Source organism: Comamonas odontotermitis (assembly GCF_014207855.1).
GTDB classification, from domain to species: Bacteria; Pseudomonadota; Gammaproteobacteria; order Burkholderiales; family Burkholderiaceae_C; genus Comamonas; species Comamonas odontotermitis_A.
The window spans coordinates 63,043-79,248 of record NZ_JACHKZ010000020.1 but is presented as its reverse complement, the minus strand read 5'-3'; the positions used below and the strand labels follow the sequence as shown (position 1 = coordinate 79,248).

Annotated in this window: 14 protein-coding genes and 1 pseudogene; 2 read left to right on the top strand and 13 right to left on the bottom strand. The window is 60.9% G+C overall.

What is annotated here, in order from left to right:
• Positions 1-40: 40 nt before the first annotated feature.
• Positions 41-325, bottom strand: a complete 285-nt coding sequence (locus tag HNP33_RS14945) for a hypothetical protein (protein ID WP_184709705.1) — start codon at positions 323-325, stop codon at positions 41-43.
• Between the two features lie 344 nt (positions 326-669).
• Here HNP33_RS14945 and HNP33_RS21350 point away from each other — a divergent pair, with 344 nt between their 5' ends.
• Positions 670-1,113: a DNA-directed RNA polymerase subunit alpha C-terminal domain-containing protein gene (locus tag HNP33_RS21350; RefSeq protein WP_184709707.1), complete on the top strand. Its 444-nt coding sequence runs from the start codon at positions 670-672 to the stop codon at positions 1,111-1,113.
• A 455-nt stretch (positions 1,114-1,568) separates the two neighbouring features.
• On the opposite strand, the pseudogene HNP33_RS21345 reads toward HNP33_RS21350, so the two are convergent.
• The 7 genes and pseudogenes from HNP33_RS21345 to HNP33_RS14910 form a co-directional block, all read right to left on the bottom strand.
• Positions 1,569-1,781: pseudogene (locus HNP33_RS21345) on the bottom strand (Arm DNA-binding domain-containing protein); the annotation flags it as partial.
• A 127-nt stretch (positions 1,782-1,908) separates the two neighbouring features.
• Positions 1,909-3,006: an enoyl-CoA hydratase/isomerase family protein gene (locus HNP33_RS14935; protein ID WP_184709708.1), complete on the bottom strand. Its 1,098-nt coding sequence runs from the start codon at positions 3,004-3,006 to the stop codon at positions 1,909-1,911.
• Between the two features lie 216 nt (positions 3,007-3,222).
• Complete coding sequence (locus HNP33_RS14930; protein ID WP_184709710.1) at positions 3,223-4,281, bottom strand: acyl-CoA dehydrogenase; 1,059 nt, start codon at positions 4,279-4,281, stop codon at positions 3,223-3,225.
• Between the two features lie 16 nt (positions 4,282-4,297).
• The gene (locus HNP33_RS14925; protein ID WP_184709712.1) at positions 4,298-5,455 is read right to left on the bottom strand and encodes an acyl-CoA dehydrogenase family protein; all 1,158 of its coding nucleotides are present in this window, start codon (positions 5,453-5,455) and stop codon (positions 4,298-4,300) included.
• A 14-nt stretch (positions 5,456-5,469) separates the two neighbouring features.
• Positions 5,470-6,447, bottom strand: a complete 978-nt coding sequence (locus HNP33_RS14920; RefSeq protein WP_184709714.1) for a Bug family tripartite tricarboxylate transporter substrate binding protein — start codon at positions 6,445-6,447, stop codon at positions 5,470-5,472.
• A 75-nt stretch (positions 6,448-6,522) separates the two neighbouring features.
• Positions 6,523-7,032, bottom strand: a complete 510-nt coding sequence (locus HNP33_RS14915; RefSeq protein WP_184709715.1) for a MaoC family dehydratase — start codon at positions 7,030-7,032, stop codon at positions 6,523-6,525.
• Between the two features lie 25 nt (positions 7,033-7,057).
• The gene (locus HNP33_RS14910; RefSeq protein WP_184709717.1) at positions 7,058-8,233 is read right to left on the bottom strand and encodes a CaiB/BaiF CoA transferase family protein; all 1,176 of its coding nucleotides are present in this window, start codon (positions 8,231-8,233) and stop codon (positions 7,058-7,060) included.
• A gap of 106 nt (positions 8,234-8,339) precedes the next feature.
• Between HNP33_RS14910 and HNP33_RS14905 the strand changes: the two genes are divergently transcribed.
• Entirely contained in the window at positions 8,340-9,239 is a 900-nt protein-coding gene (locus HNP33_RS14905; protein WP_184709719.1) for a LysR family transcriptional regulator, read from the top strand.
• Between the two features lie 65 nt (positions 9,240-9,304).
• On the opposite strand, the gene HNP33_RS14900 is transcribed toward HNP33_RS14905, so the two are convergent.
• From HNP33_RS14900 to infB, 5 genes are all read right to left on the bottom strand, one after another.
• Positions 9,305-9,799: a YcxB family protein gene (locus tag HNP33_RS14900; RefSeq protein WP_184709721.1), complete on the bottom strand. Its 495-nt coding sequence runs from the start codon at positions 9,797-9,799 to the stop codon at positions 9,305-9,307.
• A 169-nt stretch (positions 9,800-9,968) separates the two neighbouring features.
• On the bottom strand, positions 9,969-11,798 hold the full coding sequence (gene typA, locus HNP33_RS14895) for a translational GTPase TypA (protein WP_184709723.1): 1,830 nt from the start codon (positions 11,796-11,798) through the stop codon (positions 9,969-9,971).
• Positions 11,795-12,877 (bottom strand): tRNA pseudouridine(55) synthase TruB, encoded by a 1,083-nt coding sequence (truB, locus tag HNP33_RS14890; RefSeq protein WP_184709725.1) that lies wholly within the window; start codon positions 12,875-12,877, stop codon positions 11,795-11,797. Before truB ends, typA begins: the two co-directional genes overlap by 4 nt.
• Positions 12,878-12,880: 3 nt before the next feature.
• Positions 12,881-13,258, bottom strand: a complete 378-nt coding sequence (gene rbfA / locus HNP33_RS14885) for a 30S ribosome-binding factor RbfA (protein WP_184709727.1) — start codon at positions 13,256-13,258, stop codon at positions 12,881-12,883.
• A 93-nt stretch (positions 13,259-13,351) separates the two neighbouring features.
• Positions 13,352-16,201: a translation initiation factor IF-2 gene (gene infB / locus HNP33_RS14880; protein ID WP_184709730.1), complete on the bottom strand. Its 2,850-nt coding sequence runs from the start codon at positions 16,199-16,201 to the stop codon at positions 13,352-13,354.
• Positions 16,202-16,206: the final 5 nt, after the last annotated feature.

Genomic DNA, 16,206 nt, shown 5'->3' with positions numbered 1-16,206 from the left:
CCAGTTTGTGGTGCGGTACTTGCGCCGACCCCAGTTCGTCTCACTCATCATCCGAGCCTACTACCGCTGCGGCCCGGATTTGTGCAACAAAGCCATTTCCCGATATAATTTGTCCCGATGTGGTTGATCCCGAAATCGCTTGATCAACAGTTAATCCAACACTAGGCGCACCTAAAGAATTAACTTTATCCGTTACAATATGAGACTCCGCACCTTCAGTGTATGAAAAAGAAGAAAGATCCCAATCACCGTCTGCAGCATATGAATAGCTGGCACTCAAAAATATAAAAGCAACAAATATTTTTCTCAAAATCATAGATTTCATAAAACCTCCAAACTGGAAAACTCCTTGATGTCACATCAATCAGTTACCCTAAATCCTTTCCCACAACATCAGTTAATTCAATAAATATTTACAAAAATAGCAACTGGCTATCATCTCACAGAATTATTGAAATCAGCAGCACTTGCATTCCGTGAATTGTTAATAACTAGGCTTTCGTTGTAAATTCTCGCATAGATTCAAATATTGGATTGCGCGATTCGATATTTGAATTAACTTCAGCCATCATTAATAATGCTTGACAAACAGTGCTTGTACTTAGTCGTCATTCTCTGATACTGTCGGGGAGCGAGGGATTCGCGTGCGTGCTAAAGATTCAAAATTAAATGGCTAAATCTTTCTCCCCCCAGTATTCCCCATTAACAAATAGGCTTACCACCCGGGCACTCAATGCACTGGCTAGAAGAGGCATTATTTCTGAGGAGCAAGTTGCTAAAGCGTATCCAAACGACCTGTTAAAAACGCCGGGATTCGGTCTAGTCTCACTTAGAGAAGTAGAGACAGTTTTTTTCCTGGGCAGTGCTACGCGCCACCACCAAAGCCAAGGGGAAGACCGCCAAAAAGGTCTGCGCGCGCAAAACTCTGATCACCTGCGTTTCCGATCCCGAAAGAAGAAGCCACAGAGGCCTATGCACATACGGCCCCACAAACGGAAAAAGCCTCCCAAGTGCCATAGTGGCGCAGTTCAGCGCCGGGGAGGCTTTTTCTATTTGGAGCTGCAGGCCTGGTCGCCCGCATCGGCGTGCAATCTGCGCTCGATGTTCACCTGATCGCACAGCGCAGCTGCTTCGGCGTCTCGCTGTTTAAGAGCGCCTCCGAGTTCCGCGACCACTCCGACGCCTTCTGCAAGACTTGCATCGAGGGCTGAGGCCTTATCTGCAAGATCGCGGCGGGCAGTGGAGTCGGCTTCGGCTTGCGCGCGATAAGTGGCGGCTCGGCTATGCTGCCTCCACCTTGGAGCCCACCGCGTAGGCCAAGGACGCTTCCAGAATTTCTCGAGGTTATTTCGTGTGGTCACCGGCCCAATCCCGGAAAGTTGACCGGAAGCCGTGCGGTACGTATTCCAACCCATGGCGATGCATGATTGCACTCAATGCGAGATTGGCTATGGGGAGCTGCCCAGATCGAGACGGAAACAGCAGCTCAGCACCCTCAATGCGCGGCACTTTCTCCAACAACGCCAATGCCTGATCGCTCAGCGAGACTCGGTGCTCTATGCCCGCTTTCATGCGCTGCTTTGGGACTCAAAAAATTCCAGCGCCACGGCCTCAAACGTATGCGCCACTGATTTGGATTCAGCCGCCACCAACGCCCCGCGCTGGCCCACTGGCGGCAGCCCCACATCCAGCCCGAGGCGCACAGCGCGGCGCTTTTCTCGGGCCTCGTCTCGCGCCTGGCTTAGGGTTACGTCCTCGTAGTACCCTAGGCCAATGTCGCGGCGTTTGCCATCGAAGAGACTACTTCACATACTTAAAAAACAACAACTTAACGACATTACGCAACAATTTGCGACAACTACAGAGCCGCCCGATGTGTGGCTTTGCTTTTGAAGGGCGATCCTTTACTCAGCCCTTCAGGTGCGCCAGCGGATGCGCATGTGCGGGCCAGGGGCTCGCAAACATCTGTGCCACTTCGCCCAGGTCCACCTCTTCAATCTGTGCAGGGCTCCAGCGGGGGGTGTGGTCCTTGTCTACCGCGAGTGCCCGGATGCCTTCGAGCGTCTCGCTCTTGCGGTCTGCCCGCAGGTAGAAGCAGTGGCGCACCATGTCGCGCTCCATGCGCAGATCGTCGGCCAGGGTCTGCTGGCGGGCGCGGCGGATCTGCTCCAGCACCACGTACAGCATCAGCGGCGAGCGCTTGCGCAGGGTCTCTGCCGTTGCCTTGGCGAAATCGCTGCCAGCCGCTTCCAGGGCGTGGATGATGGAGGGCACATCGCCTTTGGAAAAATACTGGTCAATTTCAGCATCAGCGGCTGCTTGACGTGCAGGAGTCGCTATTAATTTAGAAGCAATAAAATCTTCTACCGCCTTGGCATTGGCAAAGCTGCCGGTGACCAGCCCGTCCCATACTGCGGCCTGCTCGCTGCTGGGCAGGTAGCCGTCGGCAAGCTTGTAGGCGATGGCGTCGGCCGCGCCGATCATCTGGCCGGTCAGCGCGAGATACTCGCCCACGTGGCCAGGGCAGCGCGAGAGAAAGTAGCCGCCGCCCACATCGGGGAACAGGCCAATCGCGGTTTCCGGCATGGCCATCTTGGTGCGCTCGGTCACGATGCGCATAGTGCCGCCCTGGCTGATCCCCATGCCTCCACCCATTACGATGCCGTCCATGAAGGCGATGTAGGGCTTGCCAAAGTGGTGGATCAGGTGGTTGAGCGCATATTCCTCGGTAAAGAAGTCTTCCAGCTCGGGGTTGCCCGCCATGCCCGCTGCGTGCAGAAAGCGGATGTCGCCGCCTGCGCAGAAGGCCCCGAATGCGCCGTCCTTGTTGCTGCCGCGAATGGCGACGGCGACGATGTTCTCGTCCTTTTGCCAGCGCAGCAGCAGGTCCATCAGCTCACGCACCATCGCCAGCGACAGTGCGTTCAGCGCCTTGGGGCGGTTCAGGGTGATGAAGCCAATGCGGCCGTGCACTTCGCTTTGTACGTCTTCCGTGTAAATCGACATACTGACTCCTTATCGTTATTCCGCCTCTCAATCATCCGATTACTTTGTCGGCGTCGCTTGTCGTGCGTCAGCACTGCCTGCGCTTTGCCTTCGCGTACTCGAATGATTGAGAAACGGATGTAAAAACAAAACCGCAACCATAGCCGAAAAACGGCGCTGGCTGCGGTCAATCAGGTGCCAAATCCGGCAGCGGACCGGGTTGGGCGCGGCGCCGGGTCAGGCAGCAGCAGCGGCGCTGCCAGTGATCTGGCGGATCACATCGAGGCTCATGCCGCCCGCTGCCACCAGGGCCTGGCCCGCCTGCAGCTGCCAATAGCTTTCGCTGCCCGCCGTCTGGCGCCACAGATGCAGCCTGCGGGTGAACAGCTGCAGGTCAAATTCGGTAGTAAATCCAATCGCGCCATGGATGGAATGCGCGAGCGACGCCACCTCCACCGCGGCCTCGCCGGTGCGCGCCTTGCCCACAGCCACCTTGAGCGGATCGGCCAGCACGCCACCGGCCTCGCAGGCGATCTGTGCGGCCATGCGGGCCGCGCTGACATGCTCGGCCATCACCGCCAACTCGTGCTGAATGGCCTGGAACTTGCCGATCGGGCGGCCAAACTGCTGGCGTTCGTTGGCAAAATTGAGCGTGCTCTCGAAGGTGGTGAGCAGGCTGCCTGCCAGCAGCGCCGACACCAGCCCCGCCTGTGCCACCAGCAAGGATGCGGGCGCTGCCACGCGGATGGCCGAGGCCAGGGTTTCGGCCTTCCAGCGCAGATCGGCATCGAGTACAAAAATGCTCGGGCTGGCCTGCGCGCCAGCCACTGGCAGCAGCAGCAGATCGCTGCCCTGCTGGCCCAGTACCCATTGCGCCACGCGGGCGCCGCGCACACCAGTTGCGCAAAGGCCGTTGCCTTCCACCAGCAGATGCGGCGCAAGCGCAATCGCGCCCTGCGGTACGGCCACGCCAGCCGCCACCAGCCAGGCCCGCGCCAGCATGGTTTCGGGCAGTGGCAGTGGCATGGCGTGCTGGCCCAGCAGATCCCAGACGGCAAAGGCGTCGCGCAGCGCAAGGCCCGCCCCACCCGCCTCTTCGGGCAGCAAGAGGTCGGCGAAGCCAGTCTCCTCGATCTGCTGCCACAGGGTTGCCGCCGTGGCAGAAATTTTGGTCAAATCCGCCTCTGGCGCACACCCATTGTGCGCTGCAACTTCATTTTCTATAGCGCGCACCACGGCAGGCGTGCATTGCCCGGTCAGCACATCACGCAGGGCATCAATGATCAAATGGTCCATGTTCTTCTCCTTGCGGTCAGCGCAGGCCCAGGCCGCGTGCAATCATGCCGCGCAGAATGCTGCGGGTGCCGCCGCGCAGTGTGTAGCACGGCGAGACCAGGGTGAGGTAGTTCAGCGTGAGCAGCAACTCGTGCGGAATGGCGGCGCCCTCCCGCGCCATCAGGTCATCGGCAATCGCGGCGGGAATGTACTGCTCCAGCACCGTGCCCTGGTCTTTGACGAGAGCGGCCTCCACGATGGGGCTCTGGCCCTGCACCAGCTTTTCCTGCACCGCCACGGATAGCGCGCGCAGCGGGGCCAGCCGCGTGAGGATCTGGCCTGCGAGCCTGAGCGATTCAGTGCGAGGTGCTGCCTCGGTGCGCAAAAAGGCCAGCCACTGGTCGAACAGTACCACGGACGAGAACAGGCGCTCGGGCCCGCTGCGCTCAAAGGCCAGCTCGGCCGTCACCTGCTCCCAGCCCTGCCCTTCGGCGCCCACCAGCGCATCGGGCGCCAGTTGCACGTTGTCGAAAAACACTTCGCAGAAGTGGCTGTCGCCCGACATGTCTTCGATCGGCCGCACGGTCACACCGGGCAGGCTCAGATCCACAATCAGCTGCGACAGGCCCTTGTGGCGGTCTGTCGCCTCGCCCGAGGTGCGCACCAGCGCAATCATGTACTGACAGTGCTGGGCATTGGTCGTCCAGATTTTCTGGCCGTTGAGCAGCCAACCCGCATCATTGGGCACGGCGCGCGTGCGCACGCTGGCAAGGTCCGACCCAGCATTGGGCTCGCTCATGCCGATGCAGAAAAAGCTCTCACCGCGCGCCACGGGCGGTACATAGCGCTGTTTTTGCGCCTCAGTGCCGTATTTCAGGATCAGCGGGGCGCTCTGGCGCTCGGCAATCCAGTGCGAACCCACGGGCGCGCCGAAGTTCAGCAACTCCTCCACCACCACGTAGCGCGCAAAGGCGCCCTGTGCATGGCCGCCGTAGGCGGTGGGAAAGGTCATGCCCAGCCAGCCTTTTTCGCCCAGCTTGCGGCTGAAGGCAGGGTCATAACCACTCCAGGATTTGGCGCGGATATGCGCAGGAATGTCCTTGACCGCCTCTTGCAGAAAAGCGCGGACTTCGGCGCGCAACGCCTCGCCTTCTGGCGGGATGCGCGTCAGGCCCAATCCATTGAGAATCGTCATGGTGTTGCTTTCGTTCAATCCAGGGACACACCCGTGCTTTTGACAACGCCCGCCCAGCGCTTGATTTCGCTCTGGATGTAGTCGCCATACGCCTTGGGGGTGGAGCCCAGCGGTTCGGTGCCCTGCACGCGCAGCTTCTCCAGCACACCCGGGTCCTTGAGGGCCTTCATCAGCTCCGCGTTGAGGCGCTCCACGATCGCATCGGGCGTTTTGGCGGGCACCATCACGCCTTGCCAGGCACCGGCCTCAAACCCGGTCATGCCGCTTTCAGCCAGTGTCGGCGCGTTGGGAAAATTGGGAATGCGCGTTGCGGTGCTGACAGCCAGCAGCTTGAGCCTTCCGTCCTTGATGAAAGGCGCCACCGAGTTGATGGTGTCGGTCATGAAATCGATCTGGCCAGCCACCAGATCCACGTCGGCCGGAGCGCTGCCTTTGTAGGGAACATGACTTGCGTCAATTTTGTAGTGCTGCACCACCTGAAACGCTGCCAGATGGGTGACATTGCCATTGCCCGCCGAGCCGTACGAGAGCTTGCCCTTGTTGTCCTGCGCGTACTTCACCAATTCCTGCACGGTGCTCACGGGCACCTTGGGATTGACAACGAGCCCAAGCGGCACCACCGCCGTCAACGCCACCGGGCGCAGATCCTTCGCCACGTCATAGCTCAGTTTTTTGTAGAGCGATGGGCTCAGCGCAATCGACGAGGTGTTGTAGAGCACGGTATAGCCATCAGCGGGTGCCTTGGCCACCATCGCGTTGCCGATGTTGCCATTGGCTCCGGGGCGGTTGTCCACGATGACCGACTGTCCCAGCTGCTGGCCCACCTGCTGCGCCAGCACCCGCGCCACCATGTCGGTTGGCCCCCCTGGCGGGAAGGGCACGACCAGCGTGATCGGCTTGCTCGGCCAGGCATCCTGCGCCTGCGCCGCACCACAGACTGCCGCCACGGCAACGGCGAGCAGCGCCGTACCGCGTAAAAATCCGTATTTCATCGTGTGTCTCCTGTTTTTTCTCTTCAAAGCGATTGGTATGCAAGGCAGCCCGGTCACAGCATCTGCGACAGCGCGCTATGCCCCACGACCCGCCAGCAGGCGCACGGCGGTATACACCATCACCTGCTCCTGCCGCTGGTTGTAGACCTCAATCCGCGATGTCACCACCGCGCGGCCACCTTTGCTCGTTGGCTTGATGTCGGTCACTTCCACCAACGCCTCTACGGTGTCGCCCACCACCACCGGGGCCAGAATCTTCTGGTGCAGCTCCAGCATGGCCAGGCCCGTGCCCTGGATCATGCTTTGCAGAATGAAGCCTTCGATCAGGGTGTAGGTGAGCGCGCCAGGCACCGGGCGGCCCTGAATGGCGCCGCCGTCGTAGCCGTCTTCGATAAAGATCGCTTCGAGCATTCCCGTGGTGTTGATGAAATTGACCAGATCGGTCTCGGTCACCGTACGGCGGAAGGTGCGCAGCTGCTGACCCATCCGCAGATCCTGCCAGACAAAGCCCTGCCCCATGCGCGGCGTACCAGCCAGCGCAGCCGCACGGTTTTCAGTAGAAGAAATCAGGTTGCTCGCGCTCATTCTGTCTCCGCTTCATACTATCTATTCAGGAGTTATCCGACTGCAGTGCCGCAATGCGCGCGTCGTCCCAGCCAGCCTCGCGCAGCAGCGCCTGCGTGTGCTCGCCCAGGCGCGGCGGCATGCCGATGGCGGGCTGCGTACCGTTGATACGCACGGACGAACGCGGAAACTTCACAACGCCCATGGCGGCGTCTTCCTTTTCCACAAAAAAACCCGTGGCCTGCAGGTGCGGGTCATGGGGCAGGTCGTCCATGCGCGCCACCGGGGCGGCTGGAATCTCCAGCTCCTCACAGGTGGCCAGCCAGTAAGCCGTTTCCTTTTGCGCGACATAGCTGCTCATCGTCTCCAGCAGCAGCGCAATGTTGCGGGTGCGCATGGCCTGTGTGGCAAAGCGCTCATCCTGCGCCAGCTGGGGCTGGCCGATCGCCGCAAAAAAGCGGCGCCAGTGCGCATCGGTGTACGGCATCATGCAGACATGGCCGTCCAGCGTTCGATAAGGCTTGCGCCAGGGCGCCATCACGCGCGGATAACCTGCGCCACTGAGCGCAGGGGTGAAATGCATGCCGTAGAAATGCTCCACCAGGTTGAAACCCACCATGGTTTCGTACATGGGCACTTCCACAAAACTGCCCTCGCCCGTACGCTCGCGCTGGTACAAGGCCGCCAGCACCGCGTGCGCACCCACGAGGCCGCAGGTCTTGTCGGCCGCAATGGTGGGCAGGTAGCGGGCCTCACCCGTCTGGCGCTCCATCAGGTCTGCCAGGCCGCTCATGCCCTGGATCACATCGTCATAAGCAGGCAGGCCCGCATAGGGGCCGTCTTCGCCAAAACCATGCAGGCCCACGTAGATGAGGCGCGGATACTGCCTGCGCAGGTTGTCCGGATCGAGCCCCAGCTTGGCCAGCTTTTGCGGGCGCATGCTGTGCATGAACACGTCGGCGCTCTGCAAAAGCGCATGCAGCGCCGCCTGCGCCTGGGGCTTTTTCAGATCGAGCACCACACTCTTCTTGCTGCGGTTGGAGCCCATGAACATTGCCGCCATGCCCGGCTCCACCGCCGGGCCGGTGTAGCGCGTGGAATCGCCCGCTGGCGGCTCAATCTTGATCACCTCTGCGCCGTAGTCGGCCAGCACCTGGCTGGCCATGGGGCCGAAAATCACGCTGGAAAGGTCCAGCACCCGCACGCCTGTCAATGCACCCAAGGCTTGTCTCCGTCGTTGTGGTGATAGCAATGAAGACGATTATTTGATATGTTTGACGCACATGTCTATGTCGTAATTGACAGCCGCTGATATGCAGGAGGTATCAATGGATCTGCGCCAGCTGCGCCACTTCGTCACCCTGGCGCAAACCCTGAACTACCGGCAGGCTGCCGAGCAGTTGCATATGTCGCAGCCGCCCCTGTCGCAATCCATCCGCAAGCTGGAAGACGACCTGGGCGTGCAGCTGTTCGAGCGCGACCGGCGCGGCACCGTACTGAGCACCGCGGGCGTGGCAGCGCTGGAGAGCGCCAAGCTCGCGCTCTACCATGCCCGGCAGGTCAAGGCCGTATCGCAGGCCACGGCCAGTGGCGAAATCGGCCGCCTGCACATCGGTTTCATCGGTTCGGCCACGTTTTCGCTGATTCCGCAGCTGGTACAGGCTTTTCGGGCAGCCTACCCCGCCATTGACCTGGTGCTGACCGAATCGACCACGCGCGAAATCTGTGCCCACGTTGCCAGTGGCGACTTCGACGCAGGCCTGCTGCGCTACCCGGTCACGCAGGCCACCGACCTGGACATCGCCATGGTCGAGCCCGACCGTCTGATTGCCGCCCTGCCTGCCGGCAACCCACTGCTGATCAAGGACGAGCTGCGGCTGATTGACCTCGCCCACGAACCTTTCGTCAACTACCGCCCCAGCGAAGTGCCCGGCCAGCACGCCCTGGTCGTGCTGGCCTGCCAGAATGCGGGCTTTCTACCGCAGATCAAGCAGCACGCTGTGCAGGCACAAACCCTGGTGAGCCTGGTCGGCGCGGGCCTGGGGGTTGCGCTGGTGCCCGCCGTGGTGGCCAAGGCAGCCACGCCCGGCGTCGTGTTCCGCGAGCTGGCCGATACCGCCAATCTGCCGCAGATCGGCATTGCACTTGCACTGAACCAAAGGCAGCCGGTGGCAACGGCCCAGCGACTGCGGGAGTTGCTGATGGCTCAGCAGTACGGCGCGCCTTGAAGCGCCTGGCGTTGCACGGCAAATACAAAGACAAGGCTCGGCAGCCCCGCAAATCAGCAGACAAGCTATGGCGTCGCTTGCCCGATCTGCGACGCGCATCGCCGGAAATCATCTATCTCGGCGGCATCTGCAAACCAGGCCTTGGGCATCATCTCATACAGGTTGTCTGCGATATACAGCAGGAAGACATGCCTGTCTTCCTTCCACTTGCAGTAATTGCTCCACAGCCGCTGGCTGCGCCCGCTCGGGCCTTGTCCCTGCAGATATTGCGCATCCCAGGTCATCGTGAACTCGCTCGACAGGTCTTTGTACTGCCCATGGAGTTTTTTCACCTTGTAGGGTATGTAAAACCTCTCGGCAATCCATTGACCCAGCAGGCCACCGATGCCCGCCGCGAACACCATCAAGCCCCACCGATACCCCAATGCAATACCCGCCACGCCCACCAGGGCCAGCACTGCACAGCACAGGTACGCAATCTTGACGGCCCGGGCACGATGCAATTGCTGGGCCTGCAGGTAAATGGCGGGAGTTATCCGGCCTGAAACGGTGTTTGCCATTGGCTTCGCTCTACAACAGTTTTGGATTTATACCATTGCATCTTTCAGATACAGCAGCGGATTGGCGGGCGTCGCTACAGGATTGGATGGCATGGAGCCAAAAACGTAAAAAAGGCCGCAAATGCGGCCTTTGGGTGGTACAAGGGTGCCGTTCGGCACCCGGTACGAATTACATGCCTTCGCGCTGCGCACGCTTGCGGTCGTGTTCCTTGAGGTGGCGCTTGCGCACACGCAGGCTGGTGGGGGTAATTTCCAGCAGCTCGTCGTCCTCGATGAATTCCACGCCGTATTCCAGCGACAGTTCGATAGGAGGCGTGATCTTGATCGCATCTTCCTTGCCCGAGACGCGGAAGTTGGTCAACTGCTTGGTACGGGTGGCGTTCACCACCAGATCGTTGTCGCGGCTGTGGATACCGACGATCATGCCTTCGTACACCGGATCGTTGGCCTTGACAAACATGCGGCCACGGTCGTCCAGCTTGCCCAGGGCGTAGGTGAAGATTTCACCATCGTCCATCGAGATCAGCACACCGTTCTTGCGGCCGCCGATTTCGCCCTTATAAGGCTCGTAGCTGTCGAAAATGTTGGAGATCAGGCCGGAACCGCGGGTCAGGTTCAGGAATTCGTTGGTGAAACCGATCAGGCCACGGGCAGGAATACGGTATTCCAGGCGGACACGGCCACGACCATCGGGCTCCATGTTCACCAGCTCGCCCTTGCGCTCGCCCAAGGCCTGCATCACGCCGCCCTGGTGGCCTTCTTCGATATCGGCGGTAACCAGCTCGATAGGCTCGTGCTTTTCGCCGTCCACCATCCGCATCACCACGCGGGGCTTGGAGACGGCCAGCTCATAGCCTTCGCGGCGCATTTCTTCCAGCAGAATGGTCAGGTGCAGTTCACCGCGGCCCGAGACTTCAAAGATACCGTCTTCGTCGGTTTCCTTGACGCGCAGCGCCACGTTGGAGCGCAGCTCCTTCTGCAGGCGGTCCCAGATCTGGCGGCTGGTCACGAACTTGCCTTCGCGGCCTGCCAGTGGCGAGGTGTTCACGCAGAAGTTCATGGTCAGCGTAGGCTCGTCAATCTTCAGCATCGGCAGCGGCTGCGGATTGGCGGTGTCGGTAATGGTTTCGCCGATGCCAATGTTTTCGATACCGCTCACCAGCACGATCTCGGAAGGACCGGCTTCGGTCGCTTGCACGCGGTCAATACCCTGGAAGGTGTGCACCTGGTTGATCTTGCCGTTGTAGCTCTTGCCATCCGGGCCTGCCATCACGGCCACTTGCTGACCGGGCTTGAGCGTACCCTGGGTGATGCGGCCCACGCCGATACGGCCCACGAAGGTGGAGTAATCCAGCGCCGAGACCTGCATCTGCAACGGTGCCGAGGCATCGCCCTGCACCGATGGTACGTGTTCCAGAATGGTTTCGAACAGGGCCGACATGTCGGGGCCCCATTGCGCGCCGGGCTCGCCCTCTTCCTTGGACGACCAGCCGTTGATGCCCGAGGCGTAGACCACGGGGAAATCCAGCTGTTCATCGGTAGCGCCCAGCTTGTCGAACAGGTCGAAAGCGGCGTTCACGACCTTGTCGGGGTTGGCACCGGGCTTGTCGACCTTGTTCACCACCACGATGGGCTTGAGACCGAGGGCCAGCGCCTTCTTGGTCACGAAGCGCGTCTGGGGCATGGGGCCTTCCTGCGCGTCGATCAGCAGCACCACGCCGTCCACCATGGACAGCGCGCGTTCCACTTCACCGCCGAAGTCCGCGTGGCCCGGGGTGTCGAGGATGTTGATGTGGGTGCCGTTCCAGGACACTGCGCAGTTCTTGGCCAGAATGGTGATGCCACGCTCGCGTTCGATGGCGTGGTTGTCCATCACGGTATCAACGACCTTTTCGTGCTCGGCAAAAGTGCCGGACTGGCGCAGCAGTTGGTCAACCATGGTGGTCTTGCCGTGGTCAACGTGGGCGATGATCGCAATATTGCGGATTTGTTTGCTCATGATGTTTCCAAAATGCCGCTGGCTTGTGGACGCGGCGTTCCTTCCAAAATTTGTTGTATCTCGATGGGACTGAGCAGCCGGTCGGGAATGAGTTCCCGCGCCCGGATGTGCGCCACGCCCAGCAGTGCCGGTGGATCGTCATTCGCGCCCACGCTGCCCTGCAATGAATGGCCTGCAACCCCGAAAGACTGGCATGCCTCGGGACGGACCGTCGATACATCCCCATAGACGGCCACGGCATCCGCATCCGCCCATTCCCCCCGCCGGCGCAGGCCGGACAGAAATCTGGCTGCATTATCGCCATCCAACGTGACACGCGTGTGCGCCGCCAGCAATGTATCTACCGATAGTACGTATTGCAGACGCTCCGCGTCAGGCGTTGCCTCGATCTGCTCGATCGTGACGGTGCCCGAAAGGTCGATGCCGCCCGTCTCGACACGGCGCAGGCTGCGCAGATGCGCTCCCGCCCCCAAGGCGGTACCAATGTCTTCTGCCAGGGTACGCACATACGTGCCCTTGCTGCATTGAACGACCATTTTGATGGCAATGAACGACTGCTCATCTTCGCAGATGGTCAATTCCAACCGATAGATGGTGACAGCACGCGCTTCGCGCTCGATGGTGATACCGGCGCGGGCATATTCATACAGGGCTTTGCCATCGCGCTTCAAGGCGCTGTACATCGGCGGCACCTGCTGGATATCGCCGGTGAATTGCGCAGCAACCTGGGCCAGGCGCTGGGCCGTCAGGGCAGCGCGCTCCGCAGCGCCAAGCTCCCAGTTCTGCACCACATCCCCTTCAGCATCACCCGTGGTGGTGGTGGCGCCCAGACACACCAAGGCCTCGTAGGTCTTGGGCGCATCGAGCTGCAGCTGGCTGAATTTGGTGGCAGCGCCAAAGCACAGCGGCAGCACGCCAGTTGCGAGCGGATCGAGCGTGCCTGTGTGACCGGCCTTTTCAGCGCGCAGCAACCACTTCACTTTCTGCAAAGCGTCATTGCTGGACAGGCCAATGGGTTTATCGAGCAGCACCACCCCATGCACAGGGCGCCGCTGCACCCTGGTGCGAGTGGCGTTCATGCTTCAACCTTCTTCGGGGCCGCGCGACGCCACTGCCTTGGCGATCAAGGCGTTCATGTCGGCCGCACGCTCGGTGGTGCGGTCATAGATGAAATGCAAGGTGGGCACGGTATGGATGTGCAGGCGCTTGAACAGGCCGTTGCGCAGGAAACCTGCGGCCTGGTTCAGCGCATCCTGGGTCTGATCCGGATCGCCAACCAGCAGGCTGAAGTACACCTTGGCGTGGGCATAGTCCGGCGTCACCTCCACGGCTTGCAGGGTCACCATGCCAACGCGCGGATCCTTCAACTCGCGGGCGATCAACTCCGACAGATCCCGTTGGATCTGGTCAGAGACTTTGAAGCTGCGGTTCGGCGCAGCAGATTTGCGTTTGGTTGCCATGTATAAAAAGTGAACTGAAGGCGCTTGCCGGGCAATGGATTCAAGGCTTTCAGCCTTGAACCCTTGCACAGCTTGCGCCAGCAGCTATCGCCTTTAAAGCGTACGGGCGATTTCCTTGATCTCGAAGACTTCCAGCATGTCGCCTTCTTTGATGTCGTTGTAGTTGCGCAGTTTGATACCGCACTCGAAGCCTTCCTTGACTTCCTTGACATCGTCCTTCATGCGGCGCAGCGACTCGATCTCACCCGTGTAGATGACCACATTGTCGCGCAGCAGGCGGAAGTGCGCGCTGCGGGTGACATGGCCCTGGGTGATGTACGAACCCGCCACGGTACCGATCTTGGAAGCCACGAACACGGTGCGGATCTCGGCCATACCGATGATCTCTTCGCGCTGTTCGGGCGCCAGCATGCCGGACATGGCTGCCTTCAACTCATCGACAGCGTCGTAGATGATGTTGTAGTAGCGGATATCGACATCATTGCCTTCCGCCGTCTTGCGGGCCTGCGCGTCTGCACGCACATTGAAGCCGATGACGATGGCCTTGGAAGCCAATGCCAGGTTGATGTCGGACTCGGAGATGCCACCGACGCCTGCATACACCATCTGCACCTTGACCTCGTCGGTCGACAGCTTGAGCAGCGAAGCGGAAAGCGCCTCCTGCGAGCCTTGGGTGTCGGCCTTGATGATGATCGGCAAGGTCTGCACATTGCCGGCGCCCATCTCGGCGAACATGTTCTCCAGCTTGGCAGCCTGCTGCTTGGCCAGCTTGGTGTTGCGGAACTTACCGGCGCGGTAGGTGGCAATTTCACGGGCGCGGCGCTCATCGGGCAGCACCATGAAGTCATCACCAGCTTGCGGTACGTCGGACAGACCCTGGATTTCCACCGGGATCGAAGGACCTGCGTCCTTGGCAGTCTTGCCATCTTCGTCCACCATGGCGCGCACGCGGCCATAGGTCTGGCCCGCCAGCACCACGTCGCCCACCTTGAGGGTACCCGACTGCACCAGCACCGTGGCCACAGGGCCGCGGCCCTTGTCCAGCTGGGCTTCGATCACGATACCCTTGGCATTGGCATCCACCGGAGCCTTCAGCTCCAGCACTTCAGCCTGCAGCAGCACCTGCTCCAGCAGCTCGTCAATGCCCTGGCCGGTCTTGGAGGACACGGCAACGAATGGCGAATCGCCACCGTATTCTTCAGGCACCACCTCTTCCACCACCAGCTCCTGCTTGACGCGGTCTGGATTGGCCTCTGGCTTGTCTGCCTTGGTGATGGCCACCACGATAGGAACACCAGCCGCCTTGGCGTGCTTGATGGCTTCCTTGGTCTGCGGCATCACACCGTCGTCGGCTGCCGCCACCAGAATCACGATGTCGGTGGACTGGGCACCGCGGGCACGCATGGCCGTGAAGGCTTCGTGACCCGGGGTATCCAGGAAGGTGATCACGCCGCGTGGCGTTTCCACGTGGTAGGCACCGATGTGCTGGGTAATGCCACCGGCTTCGCCCGCCGCAACCTTGGTGCGGCGGATGTAGTCCAGCAGCGAGGTCTTGCCGTGGTCGACGTGGCCCATCACGGTCACCACTGGTGCGCGTGGCAGAGCTTCCGCTTCGGCCTGGTTTTCCTCTTCGGCGGTGAAGGCTTCAGGATCATCCAGCGCAGCCACGTGCGCCTTGTGACCCATTTCCTCCACGACGATCATCGCGGTGTCCTGGTCCAGCGGCTGGTTGATGGTCACCATCTGGCCCATCTTCATCAGCGCCTTGATCACTTCGGATGCCTTGATGGCCATCTTGTGGGCCAGCTCGGCCACGGTGATCGTCTCTGGCACATGAACGTCCAGCACACGGGCTTCCACCGGCGCAGCTGCCTGGTGGTGATCGTTGCGATCATTGCCACGGCGACCGCCGCCACGGGGACCCGAGCGCCAGTTGTTGCCACGGCCGCCCACGCCACCGGAGCTGTCGCCACGGGTCTTGATTTCCTTCTTCTTGCCGTTGTTGTCGTTCTGGTTGCTCCAGCTCGACGACAGCTTGGCCGACTTGACTTCCTTGTTGGCGCCTGCGCCTGGGCCCGTCTTGGCTGCACCAGCCGCACCGGTAGTTGCAGGCTTGTGCAGGGTTCCCTTCTTGGCGTCGGCAGGCTTGGCTTCCTTCTTTTCTTCCGAAGGCTTCTTGGCCACGAGCACCTTCTTGGGTGCATTCATCATGGCGCGAATGGCCTCGGCCTCGGCCAGCGCCTTGCGGCGTCGGTCGTCCAAGTCTGCGGCGCGCGCAGTCTCTTCCGCTGCGCGGGCCTGCGATTCTTCGTCAGCCTTGCGCTTGGCTTCTGCCTGGGCTTCGACACGGGCTGCAGCTTCTGCGGCATGCTCGCGCTTTTCCTCTTCCTTGGCGGCTTTGGCTTCAGCGGCCTTGGCAGCTTCGGCAGCGGCGTAGGCAGCGGCGCGCTCTTCGGCTTCGCGCTCCTTGCGCTCGCGCTCTTCACGCGCAGCACGCTCCTGGGCCAGGTCAGCCTCCTGCTTGCTGATCGAATCGGCTTCGCGGCGGGCTTCTTCCTCGCGCTTGGCCAGTTCGGCCTTGTGCTCGGCTTCCTTTTGCTTGGCTTCGGCGTGCTTGATGGCTTCTTCCGAATTGGCTTCCACCACATCATCACGCTTGACGAAGGTGCGCTTCTTGCGCACTTCGACCTGGATCGTGCGTGCCTTGCCCGTGGCATCGGCCTGCTTGATCTCGCTGGTCGACTTCTTGGTCAAGGTGATTTTCTTGCGGTCTGCGGAGCCGTGCGCTGCCTGCAGGTGCGTCAGCAACTTATGCTTGTCTGCTTCAGTCAGTGCATCGGACGCTGCCTGCTTGGACACGCCTGCAGAGTGCAGTTGTTCCAGCAAGGTTTCCGGCGATTTTTTGAGTTCGGCGGCGAACTCAGCAACAGTATTACTCGACATATCTT